A 21,625-nucleotide genomic window follows, 5' to 3' on the forward strand; every position below is an offset into this window, starting at 1 on the left:
GCTATCCATACTACAGAGGAAAGGGAGGGAGTATCATCCATGTCGAAGCAACCATACAACCAATTTTTAAATAAGCCCCCATTTGCAAGCACAGCACTGAACAATAACAAAGGCCCAGCGCCACAAAGCTCACCTCCGGAAGAGCAGGAGCCTGCCGTTGCTCCGCCTGAAGCGCCTGCGCAGGAAGATCCGAAGAAAAAGCTCTTGGACTCCATCACCCAGCTGGGGCAAACGAATGTTCCGCAACTGGAAAGCAATATTTATTGTATGACCATTATCGGGCAAGTAGAAGGGCATATTCAGCTGCCTCCGCAAAACAAGACGACCAAGTACGAACACCTCATTCCGCAGCTCGTGGCAGCCGAGCAGAACAACAAAATCGAAGGCGTACTCGTCATTTTGAACACGGTCGGGGGAGACGTTGAAGCAGGGCTGGCGATCGCCGAGATGGTGTCGTCGATGTCCAAGCCGGTCGTGACGCTCGTTCTTGGCGGCGGACACAGCATTGGCGTGCCGATTGCAGTTGCCGGCTCGTATTCTTTTATCGCGGAGACAGCCACGATGACGATTCATCCGATCCGCTTGACTGGCCTTGTGATCGGCGTGCCGCAAACGTTTGAATACCTGGACAAAATGCAGGATCGCGTCGTCAGCTTTATCGCTCGCCACTCCAACATCTCCGAAGAAAAGTTTCGCGAGTTGATGACGCGCACAGGCGAGTTGACCCGCGACATCGGAACAAACGTCATCGGTGTCGATGCCGTCAAGTACGGCTTGATCGATGAGGTCGGAGGCTTGGGCAAGGCGTTGAAAAAGCTGAATGAGCTGATCGAGAAAGCACGCAGCGGGGAGGAGCGCGTTCTCCAATGATTTTGTACTCGATTATCCCGACGGAAACGGTATTTGCCAATATGGAGCAGGTCGAAAAGCAGGAGCTGGAAGAAATTACGAACGGTCACGCGACGATGCTGGTAGAGCGCACCGGACCGTATGAAGGAAGAATTGTCCGTTTGATCAGTCCAGACCCGCAAGATTATTTGAAACCGCACTATGCCCCTGGACAAAAAGTTCAATTTCGCCCCGAATGGCTCGTCTAAGAAGTCCTGTATTTCTATGAATTTCCTGTGTTATACTAATTGTGTACGAACAGCAGCCGAACAAAATACGGCTGCCTTTTTACCATTTTGTACATATCTGGAAAAAGCACAAGAAGGAGGCGTGCCATTGAGTAGAAGAAAAAAAGAGCGGTCGCAAGCGGCATTGGCCTCGGTTGTCAAAATAGAGCTGCTGGGACTGCTCATTATTGTGCTGTCCTTGATCGGACTGCTCGAAAGCGGGTGGCTGGGCAAAAACGTTCTGGCTTTTCTGTTCCGCTTTATTGCGGGCTCCTGGGATTTCTTGCTCCCGGTGCTGATGATTGTCATGGCTGTGTTCATGATGTTTACCCGCCAGGCACCGCGCTTGACGTATCGCGTGCTTGGCATCGTGCTGATCATGGTGGCGATTTTGACGTGGGACCACATGATTTTGTACAAGCAGATCACGGCAGACGGCAAGTTCGCGGAGCAGAGCATCATCCGTGTGACCTGGGACCGGGTCTGGCTGGATCACAGTCAAAAAGTATCCACAACCGGAGTAGGCGGAGGCATGGTAGGCGCTCTGTTCTTTGCCGTCACGAACGGTCTGGTCGGGACGATCGGGACGGGCTTGATTATCGTCTTCTTGTTCCTCGTCGGCCTCATGTTTCTGTTCAATCTGTCTTATGTGAACATTGTGATGTTTCTCCGCGACAAAATGGCGCTTTTTTACGGAAAAGCAAAGGAGACCGTCAAAGACTCCGTGCAGCTTTTGCAGGAAGAGAGCGAGCGCAGAAAACAAGCGACGAAGGAAGCCGACGAACAACGCAAGCAAAAGCTGGCAGAGACCGCCGATCAGGATGCGACTCCGCTACCTGTTAGAGAGATCAGGACGGCGCACGATGAGCAGGCAAATGAACAGCTCGTCATCCCGGTGATTCGCGACTTTGCCGACCGGATTGCTCTGGAGGATGAAGAGACTGTAGAGCCAGCCGCAGCAGCACGTCCGGCGAAGACTGCCACAGCGCAAGCGACACAGGAAATTACGTTTGCCCTGGAGGGAGACGAAGAGATTTTCGGGACGCTGGAGACAGCAGAAGAACAGCCAGCCGCACCTTATGAGCTGCCGAGCTTGCAGATGCTCGCCAGACCGCGCCAAGCAGGTACAGCCAAAGACGTCGATCACACCTCGAATGCGGCCAAGCTTGTGCAGACGCTAAAAAGCTTCGGCGTCAGCGCGACGGTTTCCGAAGTGCACCGCGGGCCAGCAGTCACCCGGTACGAGGTTCAGCCTGCTACCGGGGTAAAAGTGAGCAGAATTGTCAGTTTGACAGACGATTTGGCCTTGGCTCTGGCTGCCAAAGACATTCGTATCGAGGCTCCAATTCCAGGGAAGTCGGCAATCGGGATTGAGGTACCGAACTCCGAGGTAGCGGTCGTATCGCTGAGAGAAGTGCTGGAAGCGCCGCAATACCAGGATGCGCCTGGCAAGCTCACCGTAGCTTTGGGCCGTGATATTTCTGGCGAGCCGATTGTCGCTGACCTGACGAAAATGCCGCACTTGCTTGTGGCCGGAGCCACGGGAAGCGGGAAGTCTGTCTGCATCAACGGCTTGATCATGAGCATTTTGTTCAAGGCAAGACCGGACGAAGTCAAGCTGATGATGGTCGACCCGAAAATGGTCGAGCTGAACATTTACAACGGAATCCCGCATTTGCTGGCTCCGGTAGTGACCGACCCGAAACGGGCGTCTGTCGCCCTGAAAAAAGTGGTGGCCGAAATGGAGCGGCGCTACAACTTGTTTGCGAAAACGGGCAGCCGCAACATCGAAATGTACAACGCCCAGGTGCAAGGCACACCTTTGCCGTACATCGTCGTCATCGTCGACGAGCTTGCCGACCTGATGATGGTAGCTCCTGGTGAAGTGGAGGACGCCATCTGCCGCTTGGCACAGATGGCGCGTGCATCGGGGATTCACTTGATCATTGCCACACAGCGCCCGTCTGTCGATGTCATCACGGGTGTCATCAAGGCGAACATCCCTTCCCGCATTGCCTTCGGCGTGTCTTCCATGGCGGACTCCCGCACGATTTTGGATATGGGAGGAGCCGAGAAGCTGCTCGGCCGAGGAGATATGCTGTCGTTGCCGATGGGAGCATCTAAGCCGATTCGCGTTCAGGGCGCTTTTGTATCGGACAAAGAGGTGGAGGAAGTCGTCCGCTTTGTCAAAGAGCAGCAGGAAGTTCGCTACAACGAAGAAATGATTCCTGGCGAAGTGCAAGAGGAACAGCAGGCTGTCGTGGATGACGAGCTGTACGATCAGGCTGTACAAATCGTGTCCGAAGCACAGACTGCTTCCGCATCGCTGTTGCAGCGCCGTTTGCGGGTCGGTTATACGAGAGCCGCACGGTTGATCGACATGATGGAAGCGCAAGGGATCGTAGGGCCGTATGAAGGCTCCAAACCGCGAGAGGTTCGCGTTCCGCGTCCTTCTATCGAATCCAATATATCCTAGGGATGGACTTTGCTGGAAAAACATAGCCAGCAAAGTCTTTTTTCCGCTGGCGAGAGGGATATTTTTTTTCGTTTCCACCCGTTGTTCAAAAAGATTTGACTTGCATGATACACGCCCCTCATGTAAAATTTTTAACAGATTGAGGGAAATTGTTGCTATCACGTCTCATGAGAATCAGAGGTCTGACGTCCTACCTGTTGGGATGGCTCGAAGGACAACAGGAGTGAATTGACGATGAGCATTAAAGGAAACGTTCGATCACTTTTCCTCTTGGTTATGGATAAAATCAAGAGCGATATTGAAAGCGGACAGCTGCGTGCTGGTGAACGCCTCCCGTCCGAAGCCGAACTATCCAAACAGTTAGGTGTAAGCAGGGCAACACTTCGCGAGGCGCTTCGTCTTCTGGAAGAAGAGAAAATTGTCATTCGTAGGCACGGAGTCGGTACTTTTATCAATTCAAAACCTGTTTTTTCAGGGGGAATTGGGGAACTCTTTAGTGTGACGGATGCAATTGAGCGTCAAGGGTACACGGCAGGAACAATGATCCTGAAGACATCCTTTGGCGAATCTGGGGAAGACGAGCGTAAGAGCTTGGCCTTGAATCCAGGCGAAGGCGTGCTGATGGTAGAACGCATTCGGACAGCTGACGGCGAACCTGTGGTCTATTGCATAGACCGTATTCCCGCGCGCTTGGTGCCAGAAGGCTATACGGCTGGCGGAGAGTCCATTTTCAAATGGCTGGAGAGCGCTACTGGGGTGCGGATCGCTTATGCGGTGGCTCACATTGTACCCATGGGCTACAATGAAAAGGTTTCCAATCTGCTGCATTGCGACAAATCCACACCGCTGCTCTTGCTCAAGCAGATTCATTACGACGAAAGTGAAAAGCCTGTTTTATACTCCCATAACTACTTCAGAGCTGACAAAATTCACTTTCACGTCGTGCGGAGACGGTTGTAACCGTGAGGGAAACCTCACTCAACAATTTTCATCAACTAAAAACAGGGGGTAATCTCAGATGAAGAAAGTTCTATCCGTGCTTTCTGTGGCAACACTCAGCCTGTCGCTGGTTCTTGCCGGATGCGGAAGCAAACCAGAAGCACAACCTCAAGGTCAAACTGGAGGCGCTGAAGGCGGTGCCAAAACAGCTGTCAAAATTGGTATGGTTACTGACGTTGGCGGCGTAAACGACAACTCCTTCAACCAAAGTGCTTGGGAAGGTCTGCAAAAATTCCAAGCCGACATGAATCTGCCGAAAGACAGCGTTAACTACCTGCAATCTACAAGTGATGCTGAGTATGTACCTAACCTGACTCAATTTGTAAAAGACAAATGGGATCTGACTTGGGGTATCGGTTTCCTGATGGGCGACCACCTGAAAAAAGTTGCTGACGAAAACAAAGATGCAAAACTGGCGATCATCGATGCTGAAGTAGACGCGCCAAACGTAGAATCCGTACTCTTCAAAGAGCACGAAGGTTCTTTCCTCGCTGGGGTAGTTGCAGCGAAAATGTCCAAAACGAAAACAGTTGGTTTCGTGGGCGGCGTTGAAATTCCAGTTATCAAACGCTTCGAAGTTGGTTTCGAAGCAGGTGTGAAAGCTGCTGATCCTAGCGTAAAAGTAATCAAAGTATACACAGGTGCATTTGACAAGCCTGACCTTGGCAAATCCACTGCTTCCCAAATGTACGGTCAAGGCGCTGACATCATCTTCCACGCTTCCGGCGGTACAGGTGATGGCGTATTTAACGAAGCAAAAGACCGCAAAGCTAAAGGCGAAAACGTTTGGGTAATCGGTGTAGACAAAGACCAATCCCTGACTTTCGGCGATGAGATCACTCTCACTTCCATGGTAAAACGCGTTGACGAAGCTGTATATCGTGTATCCAAAGACCTGTCCGAAGGTAAATTCGAGGGCGGTAAAATCAAATGGCTCGGTCTTGCTGAAGACGGTGTAGGCTTGGCTTCCACATCCACGAAGAACGTTCCAGAAGACGTACTGAAGCTGGTTGATGAGTACAAGCAAAAAATCGTTAAAGGCGAAATCCAAGTGCCAGACAAGTAAAACGATGAAGCGGCAAAGGGACAAGGCTGGTTCGAGGAACTGGCCTTGTTCTTTACCTTCACATTAACCCAAAAAAATGGGGTGAGCATGGTTGAGTTCGGTAAAAAAAGTAGTTGAGATGCGAGGGATTACCAAGCGGTTCCCAGGGATTGTGGCAAACGATAACATCACGCTTTCTGTCAAGCAAGGCGAAATTCATGCGCTTCTCGGCGAGAATGGCGCAGGCAAGTCGACGTTAATGAACATTTTGTTTGGCCTGTATCAACCGGATGAGGGCGAAATCCTCATCAACGAAAAAGCAGTGAAAATTACAAGTCCGAACGTTGCCAACGAACTTGGCATCGGGATGGTACACCAGCACTTTATGCTTGTGGAGACGTTTACGGTAACAGAAAACATTGTATTGGGAAACGAACCGAAAAACGGGTTGCAAATAGATATCCAGAGCGCGGAAAAAGCGGTGGAAAAGCTTTCGAATCAATACGGACTAAAGGTTGATCCTAGAGCAAAGATTCAGGATATCTCCGTAGGTATGCAACAACGCGTAGAGATCTTGAAAACGCTTTATCGCGGGGCCGACATCCTGATTTTCGACGAGCCGACTGCTGTTCTGACCCCTCAAGAAATTCATGAACTCATTGAAATCATGCATAACTTGGTCAAAGAGGGCAAGACCATTATTTTGATTACCCACAAGCTGAAAGAGATTATGGCGGTATGTAATGCCTGCACCATCATCCGACGCGGAAAAGTGATTGACTCTGTATTGATTAAGGATACCAATCCGGATGAGCTTGCTGCGAAAATGGTCGGACGTGAAGTCAGCTTCCACGTGGACAAGATAGCAGCAAAACCGAAGGAAACGATCCTTGCTGTCGAAAACGTGACAGCGATGGGCAACCGGGGTGTCAACGCACTGAACAATCTCAGCCTCGAAGTTCGCGCAGGCGAAATTCTCGGGATTGCAGGCGTAGACGGCAACGGACAGAGCGAACTGATTGAAGTATTGACCGGGTTGCGCAAAGCGACCAGCGGCCGTGTCCTTCTCAATGGTAAAGAAATCACCAACGAATCTCCGCGCAGCATTTCCGAATCGGGCTTGTCCCACATTCCGGAAGACCGTCACAAGCGCGGATTGGTTCTCGATTTCACCATGAGCGAGAATATGGTATTGGAAACGTATTTCCATCCAACGTTTAACAAAAACGGTTTTCTCGATTATGGCGCGATTGACAAGCATGCGGCCAAACTCATCGAAGAATTTGACGTGCGCACGCCTTCGATCTACACGCCAGCGCGCGCTTTGTCCGGTGGTAACCAGCAGAAGGCGATTATTGCCCGCGAAGTGGACAAGAACCCTGATCTGTTGATTGCGGCGCAGCCTACTCGCGGTTTGGACGTCGGGGCGATCGAGTTCATCCATCGACGTCTGATTGAACAGCGCGACAACGGAAAAGCGGTTCTCCTGCTCTCGCTTGAGTTGGATGAAATCATTAACGTATCCGACCGGATTGCCGTTATTTACGAAGGCAGCATTGTAGGAATCGTCGATGCCAAAGCGACAAGTGAACAAGAGCTGGGCTTGATGATGTCCGGTGGAAAACGAATGCATGGAGGAGGAAACGATGAATAAAGTGATAGCCGTCTTTACAAAAGAATCGTTCCTCGTCCCTGTAGTGGCAATCATTCTCGGCTTGTTGACGGGTGCGATTGCGATGCTGGCAGGGGGCTTCAACCCGATTCAGGCTTACATGGCCCTGATTGAAAAAGTATTCGGAAGCGCGTACAACTTCGGGGAAACGATTCGCCAAATTACGCCGCTGATTTTTACGGGTCTTGCAGTGGCGTTTGCCTTTCGGACAGGCCTTTTCAACATCGGGGCTGAGGGGCAGTTCATCGTAGGGATGATCGCTGCTACAAGCGTTGGGGTTTCTTTTGACCTGCCTGCCTACATCCACGCTCCGCTCGCTGTTATTGCGGGTGCGGTAGCAGGTGGCTTGTGGGGTTCCATTGCCGGTTACTTGAAAGCCGCTCGCGGCGTGAACGAAGTAATCACGAGCATCATGTTGAACTGGGTTGCTCTGTATTTGGCTAACTGGGTGATGAATGCTTTCTTCATTCCAACTGGCCAACAACGTTCGGAAATGATCAAGGAATCATCGATGATCACGATCACATGGCTTTCGCAAATGTTTGACAGTGCCCGTCTGCACTGGGGAACACTGATTGCTGTCCTTGCCGCTATTTTCTTCTACGTCATTCTTTGGAAAACAAAGTCGGGCTATGAATTGCGCGCAGTAGGTCTGAATCCGCACGCATCCGAATACGCCGGGATGAACGTCAACCGCAATGTCGTAAAAGCGATGTTCATTGGTGGAATGTTTGCGGGAATCGGTGGAGCTTGCGAGATTTTGGGAGTCTTCCATTATCAAGCGATCATGACGGCGCAGCCTGGCTATGGTTTTGATGGAATTGCGGTTGCCCTGATCGGCGGAAATACGCCATTGGGTGTCGTGCTTGCCGCGATTTTGTTCGGTATCCTCACGTTTGGGGCGGCTGGAATGAAATTCGGCGCGGGCGTTCCTGTTGAGTTGATCCGTGTCGTAATCGCCTCGGTTATTTTCTTCGTGGCGGCACACGGCATCGTGAAGATTTTTGTTAAACCAATCTTGCAGAAGAAAAAGGAAGGTGGGCACTGATGGATTGGGGATTAATTATTAGCAACCTCGTTCATGATACCATCGTGTTTTCCACTGCCTTGATTTTTGCCTCTTTGGGCGGGCTCTACTCGGAGCGCTCTGGTGTCGTGAATATTGCCCTGGAAGGCATGATGATCATCGGTGCTTTTACAGGTGCCGTGCTGACCTACGCGTTTCAGGATTCGCTGGGGCCTTTGGCTCCTTGGATTGGCTTTATCTTGGCCGGGGTTGCCGGAGCGATTTTCGCGCTTCCGCATGCGGTGGCTTCTGTCACCTTTAAAGCGGATCAAACGGTCAGCGGCGTGGCCCTGAACTTTTTGGCGGCGGGCTTGTCTGTCTACTTGACGAAAATTATTTTCAACGGCGCAGGCCAGACAACGACCTTGTCGAGCGTCTTTACAAAATGGAGCATTCCGGTTCTCCATGACATTCCGTATTTGGGACATGCCATCTTTGAGGCGTACCCAACCAGCTTCCTTGCGTTTATTGCCGTGTTCTTTACCTGGTATTTGATCTTCAAGACGCCATTCGGTCTGCGTCTGCGCGCAGTTGGTGAGCATCCACGCGCTGCTGATACAGTGGGGATCAACGTGAAAAAAATGCGTTACACAGCTGTCATGATCAGTGGCGCGCTGGCTGCATTGGGCGGTGCGACGATCTCTTTGACCACGACGAGCAACTTTTCCCATAACACCGTATCGGGACAAGGGTTTATCGCCATTGCGGCGCTGATTTTCGGAAAATGGCATCCGGCTGGAGCCATGGGAGCAGCTCTGTTCTTCGGGGTTGCCCAGGCGATCAAGTCTTTGGTGCAGATTTTCGGTTTGACCAAGTACATTCCGACTGAATTTATTTTCATGCTTCCGTACGTGCTGACCATCTTGGTCATGGCCGGTCTGGTTGGACGCTCCAGCGCTCCAGCTGCCTTGGGCAAGCCGTACGATACAGGCTCTCGTTAAGTAAAAGTTGACATAATTTGCGTCTGGAACCGGTTCCATCCCCTGTGCGATAATTTTTGATGTGAGATTGCACGGGGAGGGAATAGAATGAACCGCTGGCTACAAAAGCACAGCCGTTTACGTTCTGCCGGGATTCTGGGCGCATTTTTTGTTTGTCTTTGTTTCGTGGCAATCGGTACAGCGCAAGCAACAGAACCAGGTCCGGTGATATCGATTGTGGTGGACGGACGGGGAGTGGACTCGGATGTGCTGCCGCTGAAGCAGAACGGACGGATGCTGGTGCCGATTCGCGTGATCGGAGAAGCGACTGGCGCGCAGGTTACATATGATGCCACCAACCGAAGAGTAGCGTTTAATCAAAAAGGCGAACACGTGTCTTTGGATATAAACAGTCGACTCGCCTATGTGAACGGGAAGCGCGTCACGCTGGAGACGGCGCCGATCATTGTCAACAAACGCACACTGGTGCCGCTCCGGTTTGTCAGCGAGGCGCTCGGCTATCAGGTCGAATGGGATGCACTCGCTTCCGTGGCCCATGTGCAAACAAAGCCTGTCGAAGATCGCGCCGTAAGCGTACCGGAAGCCGGGAATCCGTACGTGGTTCAGCAAAAGGATACGCTGGGAGCGATTGCGCTTCGGCACGGGACGACGATGAGTGCGATCAAGCAAAACAACTACTTGTCAGGCGATCAGTTGACAGTAGGGCAAATTTTGTTTTTGCCGCACGCTGCGAAAAAAGCGGAGCACCCGCTGTCGAGCAAAGTGGGAGATCAGCGTCTGCTAGGAAAAGGCTATTCGTTTCCTTTTGACGATGCGAGCTGGTACGAGCCTTACGGGGACAGCTTCGGATCGGATCGCGAATGGACGGAAAGCAATAGCGGAAGCGTCCGCAGGCACGAAGGCATCGATATCATGGCCCCGAAAGGAACGCCTGTCTACTCGGTTTCCGATGGGACGATTAATCGGGTGGGCTGGAACACTTACGGCGGCTGGCGAGTCAATATTACGGATAAAAATGGGCAGTTTCGCATGTATTACGCTCACTTGAGCGCCTACGCACCGGGATTGCGAATCGGCGGCGAGGTCAAGGCAGGACAGCTGATCGGCTTTGTCGGGGATACGGGCTACGGAGGAACGGGCACCGTGGGGATGTTCGCTCCGCATCTGCACTTTGGGCTGTATCGCAACGACAACGGACGGGCTGTCGATCCGTATGACTATTTGCGTTTCTGGGAGCAAAAGAAAGTAGTAAGCTTGTTTGCTTAATGGGACAGACTATACGATAGGGAATCCTGATCAATGAAAAGGAGGACTTCGTATGTGGATTTGTCCGTACTGTGGCGGAAATCACGGTTTGCCTTTTCACGACGAGCAGTTGGACGGGGTGCTTTGCCTTTCTTCCGATTGCGGCCGATTCGTGGAGGAAGACGCTGTTTCAGATAACACCCGCGACTGGGATTATATGGATTTGTAGCAAAAAGAGCGAGTGCGCCGGAAAAGGGCGGCTTGCTCTTTTTGCTTGTAAACAGGGAGAAAACAAAGCACAAGACGGCGAGGAAGAGAGTCGTACGGAAAGCCAGGGGAGCATACGATGGAAGACGGGGCAATTATAATGGAAGATTCTGATGAAAGATGGCCTGCCAATTGGTTACAATAGAGAAGTATACGCAGATGGAGAAGGGAGAAGTTGCAATGAAAGCACAGACGTCTGATATCGCGTTTCAAAGCTCCCAAATTAACGGGATGAACGTACATATCCTTCCGACCGCCAAATTCAAAACAACGACAATTGTGACGATGATTGAGCAGGCTTTGTCGGAGGAACACGTGACCAAGACGGCGCTTTTGGCCATGGTCATGAAACGGGCAAGCGAGCGTTTTCCGGAAACGAAGCTCCTGCGCGCGCACCTCGATTTTTTGTATGGCGCCATTTTTGATGTGGATGTCATGAAAAAGGGCGAACGGCAAATCCTGCAAATCTACATGGAGGTGCCGAATGAAAAGTACCTGTCCGAAGGCGATGCCCTTCTGGAACAGGCGATTCAGTTCGTAGGCGACATGCTGGTGCGCCCTTATGTACAAGACAATGCTTTTGCGCAGAAGTATGTGTCGCAGGAAAAAGAAACATTGAAAAAACGGGTCGAAAGCCTGATTGATGACAAGATGAAGTACGCCAACCAGCGGGTAACGGAAGAGATGTGCAAAGGCGAGCCTTTTGCCCTGTTGGTTCAAGGACGGGTGCAAGACTTGTCTGCCATCACGGGACAAGAGCTGTACCGCTATTTTAAAGAAATCACAACGTCCAACCCGATCAACGTGTTCGTAGTGGGGGACGTGGAGCCAGACGCAGTGGCCGCAGCGATCCGCACCCATATCCCGCTGGAGCGCAAAGAAGTTGGCGAGCTGCAAATTGGTGGCGCAGCCAAGACGGTTTCGGAGGAAAAAGAAGTCGTCGATCGACTCGACGTGAATCAGGCTAAGCTGAATATCGGCTGCCGGACACAAGTCACGTACAAGGATGACGATTATCCGGCGCTGCTCTTGTACAACGGCATTTTGGGCGGATTCCCGCACTCCAAGCTGTTTGTCAATGTGCGGGAAAAAGAGAGCCTCGCTTACTACGCTGTATCGCGTCTGGAAAGCCACAAAGGCATCATGATGATCATGTCCGGCATCGAGGTGGGCAAATACTCGCGCGCGGTGGAAATCATCAAGGAACAGCTGGAGCAGATGCGCGCAGGCAACATTTCCGAAGAAGAACTGTCGCAGACGAGAGCTACGTTGTCCAACCAGTTCCGTGAGCTGCTGGACAGTGCACGCGGCATGATCGATTTTACCTACAATGGCGTCATCAGCGGCCGCAAGCGGAAGCTGGACGAATTGCTCGCCGGGATTGAACAGGCCAGCATCGAAGATATCAAACGGGTGGCGAACAAGGTAGCGATCGATACGATCTACTTGCTGCGCGACAAGAAGGGAGAGGCGTAATCATGCAGACGACCGTTTTTGACCAAGTAAATGAAACCGTCTACCACGAAACATTGGACAATGGGCTGCAAGTCTACCTTGTTCCCAAGCAAGGGTTCAGCAAGACGTACGCTGTTTTTACTACGCGTTACGGCTCGATCGACAGCCATTTCAAAACGCGCAGCGGGGAAGAAATCAATGTGCCGGACGGGATCGCCCATTTTCTCGAACACAAAATGTTTGAGAAAAAAGACCGGGATGTCATGCACGAGTTCAGCAAGAACGGGGCATCGTGCAACGCCTTCACGAGCTTTAACCGCACAGCTTATCTGTTTTCGTGCACAGACAAGCTGGATGACAACCTGAATCTGCTGCTGGACTACGTGCAAGACCCGTACTTTACAGATGCCAGCGTGGAGAAAGAAAAAGGAATCATCGGCCAGGAAATTACGATGTACGACGACAATCCGGACTGGAAAGTCTACATGAACCTGCTCAAAGCCATGTACCAAAAATATCCGATCAACATCGAGATTGCCGGCACGATTGAGACGATCTCGCATATCACAAAAGAGTACCTTTACCAGTGCTACGAGACGTTTTACCATCCGTCGAACATGCTGCTTTTGGTGGTGGGCTCGTTCGAACCGGAGTCGATCATGAAGCTGATCCGCGAGAACCAGACGAAGAAGGAGTTTCCTCCTGCTCCGCAGATTACCCGCGTGTTCCCGGATGAGCCTGCCGCTGTGGCGCAGGCCAAAGTCGAAGCGTTTCTCACGGTCGGTCTTCCGAAGTGCATGATCGGCATCAAGGAAAAAGAAACGGGACTGTCGAAGGAAGCGCTGCTGAAAAGGGACTTGACGACAAAGCTCATTTTGGACATCGCGTTTGGAACCAGCTCCGCCATCTACGAGCGGCTGTACGAAAGCGAACTGATTACGGAGAGCTTTGATTTTGACTACAGCAGCGAAAAAGACTACGCCTATACGATTATCGGGGGAGATACGCCAGACCCGGACCGTTTGGTGGCGACTATCAAAGCGGAAATCGCACAACTCAAGCAAACAGGCATCAACCAGGAAGAGTTCGAGCGGGCCAAGCGGAAAAAGATCGGAAATTTCTTGCGCTCGCTCAATTCCGTGGAGTTTATCGCGAACCAGTTTACAAGCTTCAAGTTCAACGGCAACGATTTGTTCTCCGTCGTGCCGACGCTGGAGTCGATTACATTGGAAGAAGTGGGTCAACGTCTGAACGAGCATTTTCTGGAGGAACAGATGGCAGTTTCTATCGTGCGTTCCGCTTCGCCGCAAGAGTAAGGAGTGGGCATGATGGAAAAGACGCCATGGGCGTTTATTTCGGGAGCCTCTGGAGAAATCGGCCAGGCGATCGGCACCTATCTGGCTGAGGCAGGGGTTCCCCTTTACCTGCATTACAACCGTTCGGAAAGCAAGCTGGATCGTTTGGTGCAGCTGTGCCAGGAAAGAAATGTACCTTTTTGCAAGCTACAGGCGGATTTGCGGGACCCGGCGCAAATTGCCGCGATGTTTGCCCAGATGCCGTCACCGCCGCTGTTGATTGTCAACAACGCTTCGGCCGATCACGTCGGACTGTTTACCGACGTGTCGGTCGAGATGTTTGACGAGCTGGTGGCGATGAATGTTCGCTCTGCTTTTTTGGTCTGCCAGGCTGCGTTGCCGGCCATGCTCCGTGAGCGATATGGACGGATCGTCAATGTTTCTTCGATCTGGGGGCTTACGGGCGGTTCCTGCGAAGTGCTGTATTCGTTGACGAAGGGCGCGATCAACACGTTTACCAAAGCGTTGGCCAAGGAAATGGCGCCCAATGGCATCACGGTGAACGCCGTAGCCCCCGGCGCGATTGCTGGCGGGATGATGGCGCGTTTTTCCCCTGACGAAGTGGAGATGATCGCAGAGGAAATTCCGGCGAACCGGCTTGGCGATCCGCGCGAGGTGGCGGCTGTTGTGCGGTTTCTGTTATCGGCAGATGCCAGCTATGTGACGGGGCAGATCATTAGCCCGAACGGCGGCTGGTATACATAAGCTTGGGCGTGCATAATTTCCGAGAAATAGTGGAAATCTACCTCCTGTGTGGGCAGCAGAAGACTCTATTGCCCCAACGAAAAAAGGAGGGAATTTCCTTATGTCGATTCTGGACAACTTTCGCGACTGGAAAGAATTTCTCGGAGACCGAGTAGAACAGGCCAGACAGGCTGGGATGGAAAGCCAGACGCTGGAAAACGTAGCGTATCAGATTGGAGGCTATCTCGCCGAGCAGGTTGATCCGAAAAATGATCAGGAGCGCTTGCTGAAACAGCTTTGGGACGCGGGCGATCAACAGCAACAACAAGCGCTGGCTTCCCTCATGGTGAAGCTCGTGCAAAATCCAGATAGCCTGAACAAAGGCAATTAGTCTTTTAAATCCCCTATTCACGGGGATTTTTCTTTTCGCGTTTGTTTGTCGAACGATACGAACGTGATATACTACAGAGGAAGATTATTCTGTCTTGGCGGAGAGGATTCTATATGGAAGCGAAAAAAGAATGGTACATGGAGTACGAAATTGCCCGTAACCGTCCTGGTTTGTTGGGTGACGTGTCTTCTATTCTGGGGATGTTGAACATTAATATCGTCACGATCAACGGTGTCGATACGATGCGCCGCGGCATGTTGCTTTTGACAGATGACGATGAAAAAATGGAGGTTTTGCGCAACGTTGTGCAAAAAATGGACAACATAACCATAACGAGGTTACGTCCCCCTACCATGCTGGATCGTCTCGCTGTTCGCCATGGACGCTACATCGAGCGTGACAGCGAGGACAAAAAAACGTTCCGCTTCGTCCGTGACGAGCTGGGGCTGTTGGTAGACTTCATGGCTGAGATTTTGAAAAAAGAGGGCCATCAACTAATTGGAATCCGGGGAATGCCTCGTGTCGGGAAGACAGAATCGATGATTGCAGCCAGCGTGTCTGCGAACAAGCGCTGGACGTTTATTTCATCTACTTTGCTGCGGCAGACAGTGCGCAATTCCTTAGCCATTGATGAATTGTCTACTGATCATGTATATTTGATAGATGGAATTGTTTCAACGCTGCGATCGACAGAGAAGCATTACACCTTGCTTCGGGAGATTATGAACTTTCCTGCCGCGAAGATCATCGAGCATCCGGACATTTTTGTAAGAGAATCAGAGTACGAAATATCTGATTTTCATTACATTATCGAGCTTCGTCACTATCCGGATGAGGAAATTACATACGAGCTGATCAACAATCGCGGCTTCGATAATTTTGACATGAATTAAGGAGGGGCAGCTGTGTCTGAGCTAGGTCAAGTCCTGCAAAGGGCCCGCGAAGAAAAAGGAATCACGCTCGACGACATCCAACGAATCACCAAGATACAGCGGCGATATTTGGAAGCCATTGAAAGAGGTCATTTTCATGTACTTCCCGGCCACTTTTACGCGCGTGCGTTCATTAAGAGTTATGCGGAAGCCGTTGGTCTCGACCCGAATCACATCCTGACGCATTTTCAGGCCGATTTGCCAGCCCAGCCACCTACGGAGCAAGTGGAAAGACTGCGTCGCAGGAGAGTTGCTTCCGCGAACAACCCGCTACAGGCAGGAAGATGGGTTACCAAGACGTTGCTGGTGCTTTTCATTGCCTTGATTATTGGCGTTATTTACATCGCAGCGGTAAATAACAACGGCAATACAATCACCCAGCCTGTACCAAGCGGAACGGTCAATCCTGGAGCGGAAATCGTCACTCCGGGCAATGGTGGAGGGGCTACTACTTCTCCGATTGCGCAGCAGCCGCAACCGCCATCTACTGTCACACCTACTCCTGATCCGGGAACGACAACGCCGGAGCCGGGAGAGGTAGCCTCTTCAGCGACAATCACATTCGAGTCGCAGCAAGGCTCCATGTACAATTACTCTTTGCAAGGCGGAGAGAAAATTACGGTTCATTTGAAAGTGAAGGAAGACAGAAGCTGGTTCGGTGTATCGGAAGGAAAAGGCAAGAAGTATGTGGAGGAAGGCGAACTGCGAAAAGGCGCCAAGGAAGAGATCACGATTGAATTGAAGAAATCGGCGTATGTCCGCCTCGGAAAGCCGACGGCCTTGGAGCTGACCGTGAACGGAGCTGCGGTCGATACATCCAAAATGAAGTTCATGCCGTCGAACCTTACCATCAAAATGAAAGAGGCAACAGCACAGTAGGCAAGCATTATGCTTGCCTTTCGTACTTTCGTCTCTTTTGACACTTCCTTTAGGCTTATATTATACTGGATAGGTGTAATATGGGCTGGTATGACCAATTGGAGGAAAGAGGAAAAAAGATGGCAGAGAAGGTAGGCACGCGTGAAAAAGTAGCGATTGTTACGCTGGGCTGTGAGAAGAATTTGGTCGATTCCGACATGATGGCCCATCTGATAGATGAAAAAGGCTATGAACTGGTTGACAATCCGGAAGAAGCAACCGTGGTCATCGTCAATACCTGTGGCTTCATTGATGCCGCCAAGGAAGAATCTGTGAACAAGATTCTGGAGATGGGCGAGCTGAAGGAAGCCGGCAAGCTGAAATCGCTTGTGGTGGCAGGCTGTCTCACACAACGCTACAAAGAGGATATCTTGAACGAGATCCCTGAAGTGGACGGCATTGTCGGAACAGGCGATTTTATGTCGATTACAGGGATCATTGAAGAATCGCTGGAAGGCAAGCGTCCGATTTTTGTGGGCAACCCAATCTTTGCGTACGAAGATGTCGTCAAGCGAAAAGTGAAAGAAGGCACGTATTCGGCATACATTAAAATTGCCGAGGGATGCGACAATGCCTGTACCTTCTGTAGTATCCCCCTGATGCGTGGCGGATTCCGCAGCCGGACGATCGAGTCCATTCTGGAGGAAGCCCGCCATCTGGCGCAGCAGGGGATTGTGGAGATCAGCTTGATTGCCCAGGACTCCACGAACTACGGTACAGATATTTACGATGGCAAGTTGATGCTTCCCGAGCTGCTCAACCGGCTCGCCGAAGTGGAGGGAATCGAGTGGATTCGTCTGCATTACGCATACCCGGGCTTTTTTACAGACGAATTGATTCAAACGTTTGCTACGAATCCAAAGGTATGCAAATACATCGACATGCCATTGCAGCACTCAGAAGACCACATTCTGAAAAGAATGCGTCGTCCGGGTCGCCAAACGGATATTCGCGAGCTTGTCGGTAAAATCCGCGCGCAAGTACCGGATGTTGCCCTGCGAACTTCCTTGATTGTAGGCTTCCCTGGCGAAAACGAAGAGGACTTTGCCAAGTTGTCCGACTTCGTGAAAGACATCCGTTTTGACCGTTTGGGTGTGTTCACTTATTCGAATGAAGAGGACACCCCGGCTTCCCGTCTGCCTGATCATGTGGACGAAGAGGTCAAGGAAAAGCGGGCGAACATGCTGATGGAAATTCAGCGTGAGATTGCAAGCGAGCGCAATGGCCGCTTTGTCGGCCAGGAGCTGGACGTCCTGATTGAGCGTTACGAAGGGCGCAACGACATTTATGTAGGCCGGACGCAATACGATGCCCCGGAAATTGACGGGGAAGTATTCGTAACCGGATTCAAAGGCAAATTAGGCTCAATCGTAAAGGTAAAGATCACACACTCCTATGAATACGATTTGGCCGGGGAGGTAGTCTAGGTGAATCTCGCCAACCGCATCACCCTCGCCAGGATTTTCCTGGTGCCGGTAGTTATGTTTTTTCTGCTGGTGCGTTACAACATCGGGACATTTTCCATTGGCAGCCTGACGATGACGTATAACGAGCTGATTGCGGCTTTGGTGTTTATCCTAGCAGCCAGTACGGACGGACTCGACGGTTACATTGCACGCAAACGCAAGATCGTGACCAATCTCGGAAAATTTTTGGACCCGCTTGCCGACAAGCTGCTCATCTCTGCTGCCTTGATTTCCTTGGTGGAGATGCAGCGGCTGGAGGCGTGGATTGCGATTGTGATTATCAGCAGGGAGTTTGCTGTAACGGGTTTGCGCCTTGTTGCTGCGGCTGAAGGACAGGTAATTGCTGCCAGTGCTTTGGGTAAACTGAAAACATGGGTGCAGATCGTGGCGATTACAGCCGTCATGATCCGCAATTTCCCATTCGGCTTTTTCGGGATTCCCTTCGATGAGGTAGCCACTTGGGCCATGGTTGTGATTACGCTTTATTCCGGGTACGACTACTTTGCGAAAAATCGCAACGTCATCCAATACTCGTAGTTACGGGTATTGGTCTCTTTTTTCACAAGACTCTTCTCTTGCGCCACTATCGGTGATAAACTGTTTGGTTAGAGGCTTTTCTACTCTCAAAGAGAATGGATGAGGAAAATGAGAGCGGAGATTATCGCAGTAGGTACCGAGCTTTTGCTAGGCCAGATTGCCAACACCAATGCTCAGTTTCTCTCGCAAAAACTGGCGGAAATTGGTGTCGGAGTGTATTTTCATTCCGTTGTCGGCGATAACACGCAGCGGTTGCAGCAGGTGATCGCCCTCGCAGCCGACCGTTCCGATCTTGTCATTTTTACGGGTGGGCTTGGACCGACTCAGGATGACCTGACAAAAGAAACAGTGGCAGGGCACGTGGGCGTCGGACTGGAGACAAATCCGGAAGCCATGGAAAGAATTGAACAATTCTTTTTGCAACGTGGGATTGTCATGACGGAAAACAATCGGAAGCAGGCGCTGGTTCTCTCAGGCAGCCATGTCTTCCCCAATGACTTCGGGATGGCGCCTGGGATGGCGATCCGTCATGACAGTTGCACGTTCGTGCTTCTCCCTGGACCGCCTAGCGAGCTGTACCCGATGGTGGAGCATTACGTCATGCCGTACTTGACGGATCTGTTGCCGGAGAAGCGAGTATTTCATTCTCATGTGCTGCGTTTCTACGGGATCGGTGAGTCTGCTCTGGAGGAGCGGTTGCTGGATCTGATTGAAAAACAGGACAACCCGACGATTGCTCCGTATGCAAAAGAATTTGAAGTAACGCTGCGGATTACGGCGAGGGCCTCAACGGCAGAAGAAGGAGAAGCCTTGATTTTGCCGGTCGAGGAGGAGATTCGCAAGCGCGTTGGCGAGTATGTGTACGGGATGGGGGAGGATTCTTCCCTGCACGATGTATTGGTAAGCGAACTGAAAAAGCGAAACGAGACCATCGCATGTGCAGAGAGCTGTACAGGCGGCACGATCGCTTCGCTCATTACTTCCGTTCCTGGCAGTTCGTCTGTTTTCCAAGGAGGCATCGTTTGCTATACAAACGATGTGAAAAACCAGCTGCTCGACGTGCCTGAAGAAGTGTTGTCCACAGACGGCGCAGTCAGCCGCCAGACAGCGCAGCTGCTTGCGGAGAATGTACGAGCCAAGCTGGGAGCCACATACGGAGTTTCCGTGACGGGTGTGGCTGGTCCCGATCCATCGGAAGGCAAGCCTGTAGGTCTTGTCTACGTAGGGATTGCGGGTGAAGGGATGCCAACAGTAGTCAAAGAGCTTCGCCTTGCAGGCAGAAGAAAGGCGATTGTTGGGCGTGCCGCCAAATTTGCGCTATTTTATGCGCTGCAAATGCAAAAAGAAAGGTGACGTTTTCATGACGATGTTTTCTGATTTTCCTTTACATAAATCCATTTTGCAGGCGATCCACGATATGGGCTTCGAAGAGCCATCGCCGATTCAGGCAGCCTGCATTCCGAAAGTGCTGGACGGAGGAGACTTGATCGGTCAAGCACAGACCGGAACGGGAAAAACAGCGGCTTTTGGGATTCCGCTTGTAGAAAAAATTACACCAGCCAATCGAGTACAAGCGATTGTGTTGACCCCGACTCGCGAGTTGGCCATCCAGGTTGCCGGAGAGCTTTTGCGCATCTCCAAGTACAACAAAGTGCGCACACTGCCAATCTACGGCGGACAGTCCATCGGCCACCAGATTCGCGCTCTGCGTCAAGGCGTACAGATCGTGGTGGGAACCCCTGGACGCGTCATGGACCATCTGCGTCGCAAAACGCTGAAGCTGGAGAATGTACATACGCTCATTCTCGATGAAGCGGACGAAATGCTGGACATGGGCTTCATCGAAGATATCGAAACAATCATCAATCATATGCCGGAAGAGCGCCAGACGTTGCTCTTCTCTGCAACGATGCCGCCTGAAATCAAGCGTTTGGCTACCCGTTACATGAAACAGCCGCAAACGATCGCTGTCAGCCGCGAAGAAGTGACAGCGCCGTTGATCGAGCAAGTGTACTACAAAGTGTTCGACCGAAACAAAGTAGAGAGCCTGTGTCGCATTCTCGACAGCGAAGATGTAGAGCTTGGCATCATCTTTTGCCGTACCAAACGCGGCGTAGATGAGCTGTCCGAAGTGCTGCAATCCCGCGGATACTTGGCAGACGGCTTGCACGGCGACTTGTCCCAGGCACAGCGAGACAAAGTGATGAACTCTTTCCGTGAAGGCTCGATTGAATTTTTGATCGCAACAGACGTAGCAGCGCGCGGGATCGACGTAGGCAACGTTTCGCACGTAATCAACTACGACATTCCGCAAGACTCCGAAAGCTACGTGCACCGGATCGGCCGTACAGGTCGTGCAGGACGCAAAGGAATCGCCATGACATTGGTGACGCCGCGCGAAGTCAGACAGATGATGTTCATCCAGAAGCAGACAAAAGCGCAAGTGCTGTCCCGCAACGTACCGTCGCTTGAGGAAGTGGCGGAGCGCAAGCAAGAACAGCTTCGCGAGCAGCTGACAAGCCTTTTGGAGAGCGATGCGATCGCGGATATGTACCAAAAGGTTGCGGAATCGCTCGTCGCCCAATACCCGGCCGAGAAAGTCGCGGCTGCTGCGCTGCATCTGGCTTTCCATTCCGAGGCAGGCCAAATGCAGGAGGCAGAAGCGTACAACTTCGGAGAGACGGGTGCTGCAAAAGGCATGGTTCGCTTCTTCCTGAACGTAGGCCGCAATGCGAACATGAAGCCGCAAGATTTGGTGCGCGAGATTTCCGAGTCGGTAGGCATTCCTGGCAAATCGGTTGGCCGCATCGACATTTTCGAGAACTTCACGTTCGTGGAAGTGCCGGAAGAAGTGGCGGCATTCGTTTACGAGTCGCTGCGCCAAACCCGCATCAACGGCAAACGCATCAACCTGGAGCCGGCAAAGCCGCGCGGTGCAAAACGCTCCTAATTGCTCAGGTGAAAAACAGACAGCCATTTCTCTGGAACTATCCAGAAAATGGCTGTTTTTTACGATGCGAATATTTGTTCGCAAAAAACACTTGGCAAACGGTTCTATCTC

At 51.6% G+C, this 21,625-nt stretch carries 20 protein-coding genes; all 20 read left to right on the plus strand.

The window, feature by feature from the left end:
* Positions 1-39 precede the first annotated feature (39 nt).
* The 20 genes from IRJ17_RS16395 (at position 40) to IRJ17_RS16490 (ending at position 21,514) form a co-directional block, all read left to right on the plus strand.
* Positions 40-870: a ClpP family protease gene (locus IRJ17_RS16395; protein WP_122965240.1), complete on the plus strand. Its 831-nt coding sequence runs from the start codon at positions 40-42 to the stop codon at positions 868-870.
* Positions 867-1,097 carry a YlzJ-like family protein gene (locus IRJ17_RS16400; protein ID WP_063227577.1) on the plus strand — a complete coding sequence of 77 codons (231 nt, stop codon included), beginning with the start codon at positions 867-869 and terminating at the stop codon, positions 1,095-1,097. The genes IRJ17_RS16395 and IRJ17_RS16400 overlap by 4 nt, the downstream gene beginning before the upstream one ends.
* 121 nt (positions 1,098-1,218) lie before the next feature.
* On the plus strand, positions 1,219-3,591 hold the full coding sequence (locus IRJ17_RS16405; protein WP_173596500.1) for an FtsK/SpoIIIE family DNA translocase: 2,373 nt from the start codon (positions 1,219-1,221) through the stop codon (positions 3,589-3,591).
* A 234-nt stretch (positions 3,592-3,825) separates the two neighbouring features.
* A complete protein-coding gene (locus tag IRJ17_RS16410) occupies positions 3,826-4,551 on the plus strand; it encodes a GntR family transcriptional regulator (protein ID WP_173596501.1) in 726 nt (241 codons plus the stop codon).
* Positions 4,552-4,609: 58 nt separating this feature from the next.
* Complete coding sequence (locus IRJ17_RS16415) at positions 4,610-5,656, plus strand: BMP family lipoprotein (protein WP_122965243.1); 1,047 nt, start codon at positions 4,610-4,612, stop codon at positions 5,654-5,656.
* A 118-nt stretch (positions 5,657-5,774) separates the two neighbouring features.
* The gene (locus IRJ17_RS16420) at positions 5,775-7,289 is read left to right on the plus strand and encodes an ABC transporter ATP-binding protein (RefSeq protein WP_242775286.1); all 1,515 of its coding nucleotides are present in this window, start codon (positions 5,775-5,777) and stop codon (positions 7,287-7,289) included.
* Positions 7,282-8,355, plus strand: coding sequence for an ABC transporter permease (locus IRJ17_RS16425; protein WP_173596502.1), 1,074 nt, complete (start codon positions 7,282-7,284; stop codon positions 8,353-8,355). The genes IRJ17_RS16420 and IRJ17_RS16425 overlap by 8 nt, the downstream gene beginning before the upstream one ends.
* Positions 8,355-9,314 (plus strand): ABC transporter permease, encoded by a 960-nt coding sequence (locus tag IRJ17_RS16430; protein ID WP_122965246.1) that lies wholly within the window; start codon positions 8,355-8,357, stop codon positions 9,312-9,314. Before IRJ17_RS16425 ends, IRJ17_RS16430 begins: the two co-directional genes overlap by 1 nt.
* 87 nt (positions 9,315-9,401) lie before the next feature.
* Positions 9,402-10,580, plus strand: a complete 1,179-nt coding sequence (locus IRJ17_RS16435; protein WP_122965247.1) for a stalk domain-containing protein — start codon at positions 9,402-9,404, stop codon at positions 10,578-10,580.
* Positions 10,581-10,632: 52 nt separating this feature from the next.
* Complete coding sequence (locus tag IRJ17_RS16440) at positions 10,633-10,788, plus strand: hypothetical protein (RefSeq protein ID WP_167470329.1); 156 nt, start codon at positions 10,633-10,635, stop codon at positions 10,786-10,788.
* 218 nt (positions 10,789-11,006) lie between these two features.
* Positions 11,007-12,302, plus strand: coding sequence for an EF-P 5-aminopentanol modification-associated protein YfmF (gene yfmF / locus IRJ17_RS16445; protein WP_122965248.1), 1,296 nt, complete (start codon positions 11,007-11,009; stop codon positions 12,300-12,302).
* 2 nt (positions 12,303-12,304) lie between these two features.
* On the plus strand, positions 12,305-13,597 hold the full coding sequence (gene yfmH / locus IRJ17_RS16450; protein WP_122965249.1) for an EF-P 5-aminopentanol modification-associated protein YfmH: 1,293 nt from the start codon (positions 12,305-12,307) through the stop codon (positions 13,595-13,597).
* 9 nt (positions 13,598-13,606) lie between these two features.
* A complete protein-coding gene (gene ymfI / locus IRJ17_RS16455) occupies positions 13,607-14,341 on the plus strand; it encodes an elongation factor P 5-aminopentanone reductase (protein WP_122965250.1) in 735 nt (244 codons plus the stop codon).
* A gap of 100 nt (positions 14,342-14,441) precedes the next feature.
* A complete protein-coding gene (locus IRJ17_RS16460) occupies positions 14,442-14,711 on the plus strand; it encodes a DUF3243 domain-containing protein (protein ID WP_122965251.1) in 270 nt (89 codons plus the stop codon).
* A 113-nt stretch (positions 14,712-14,824) separates the two neighbouring features.
* Positions 14,825-15,604 carry a YmfK family protein gene (locus IRJ17_RS16465; protein WP_122965252.1) on the plus strand — a complete coding sequence of 260 codons (780 nt, stop codon included), beginning with the start codon at positions 14,825-14,827 and terminating at the stop codon, positions 15,602-15,604.
* A gap of 12 nt (positions 15,605-15,616) precedes the next feature.
* A complete protein-coding gene (locus IRJ17_RS16470; protein ID WP_122965253.1) occupies positions 15,617-16,522 on the plus strand; it encodes a helix-turn-helix domain-containing protein in 906 nt (301 codons plus the stop codon).
* Positions 16,523-16,641: 119 nt separating this feature from the next.
* Positions 16,642-17,988: a 30S ribosomal protein S12 methylthiotransferase RimO gene (gene rimO, locus IRJ17_RS16475; protein WP_173596504.1), complete on the plus strand. Its 1,347-nt coding sequence runs from the start codon at positions 16,642-16,644 to the stop codon at positions 17,986-17,988.
* Positions 17,989-18,564 carry a CDP-diacylglycerol--glycerol-3-phosphate 3-phosphatidyltransferase gene (pgsA, locus tag IRJ17_RS16480; RefSeq protein WP_063227562.1) on the plus strand — a complete coding sequence of 192 codons (576 nt, stop codon included), beginning with the start codon at positions 17,989-17,991 and terminating at the stop codon, positions 18,562-18,564. It abuts the gene before it with no gap.
* Between the two features lie 108 nt (positions 18,565-18,672).
* Entirely contained in the window at positions 18,673-19,917 is a 1,245-nt protein-coding gene (locus IRJ17_RS16485) for a competence/damage-inducible protein A (RefSeq protein ID WP_122965254.1), read from the plus strand.
* 7 nt (positions 19,918-19,924) lie between these two features.
* Positions 19,925-21,514, plus strand: a complete 1,590-nt coding sequence (locus IRJ17_RS16490) for a DEAD/DEAH box helicase (protein ID WP_122965255.1) — start codon at positions 19,925-19,927, stop codon at positions 21,512-21,514.
* Positions 21,515-21,625 lie beyond the last annotated feature (111 nt).

This window comes from Brevibacillus parabrevis, from assembly GCF_022701015.1.
GTDB classification, from domain to species: Bacteria; Bacillota; Bacilli; order Brevibacillales; family Brevibacillaceae; genus Brevibacillus; species Brevibacillus parabrevis.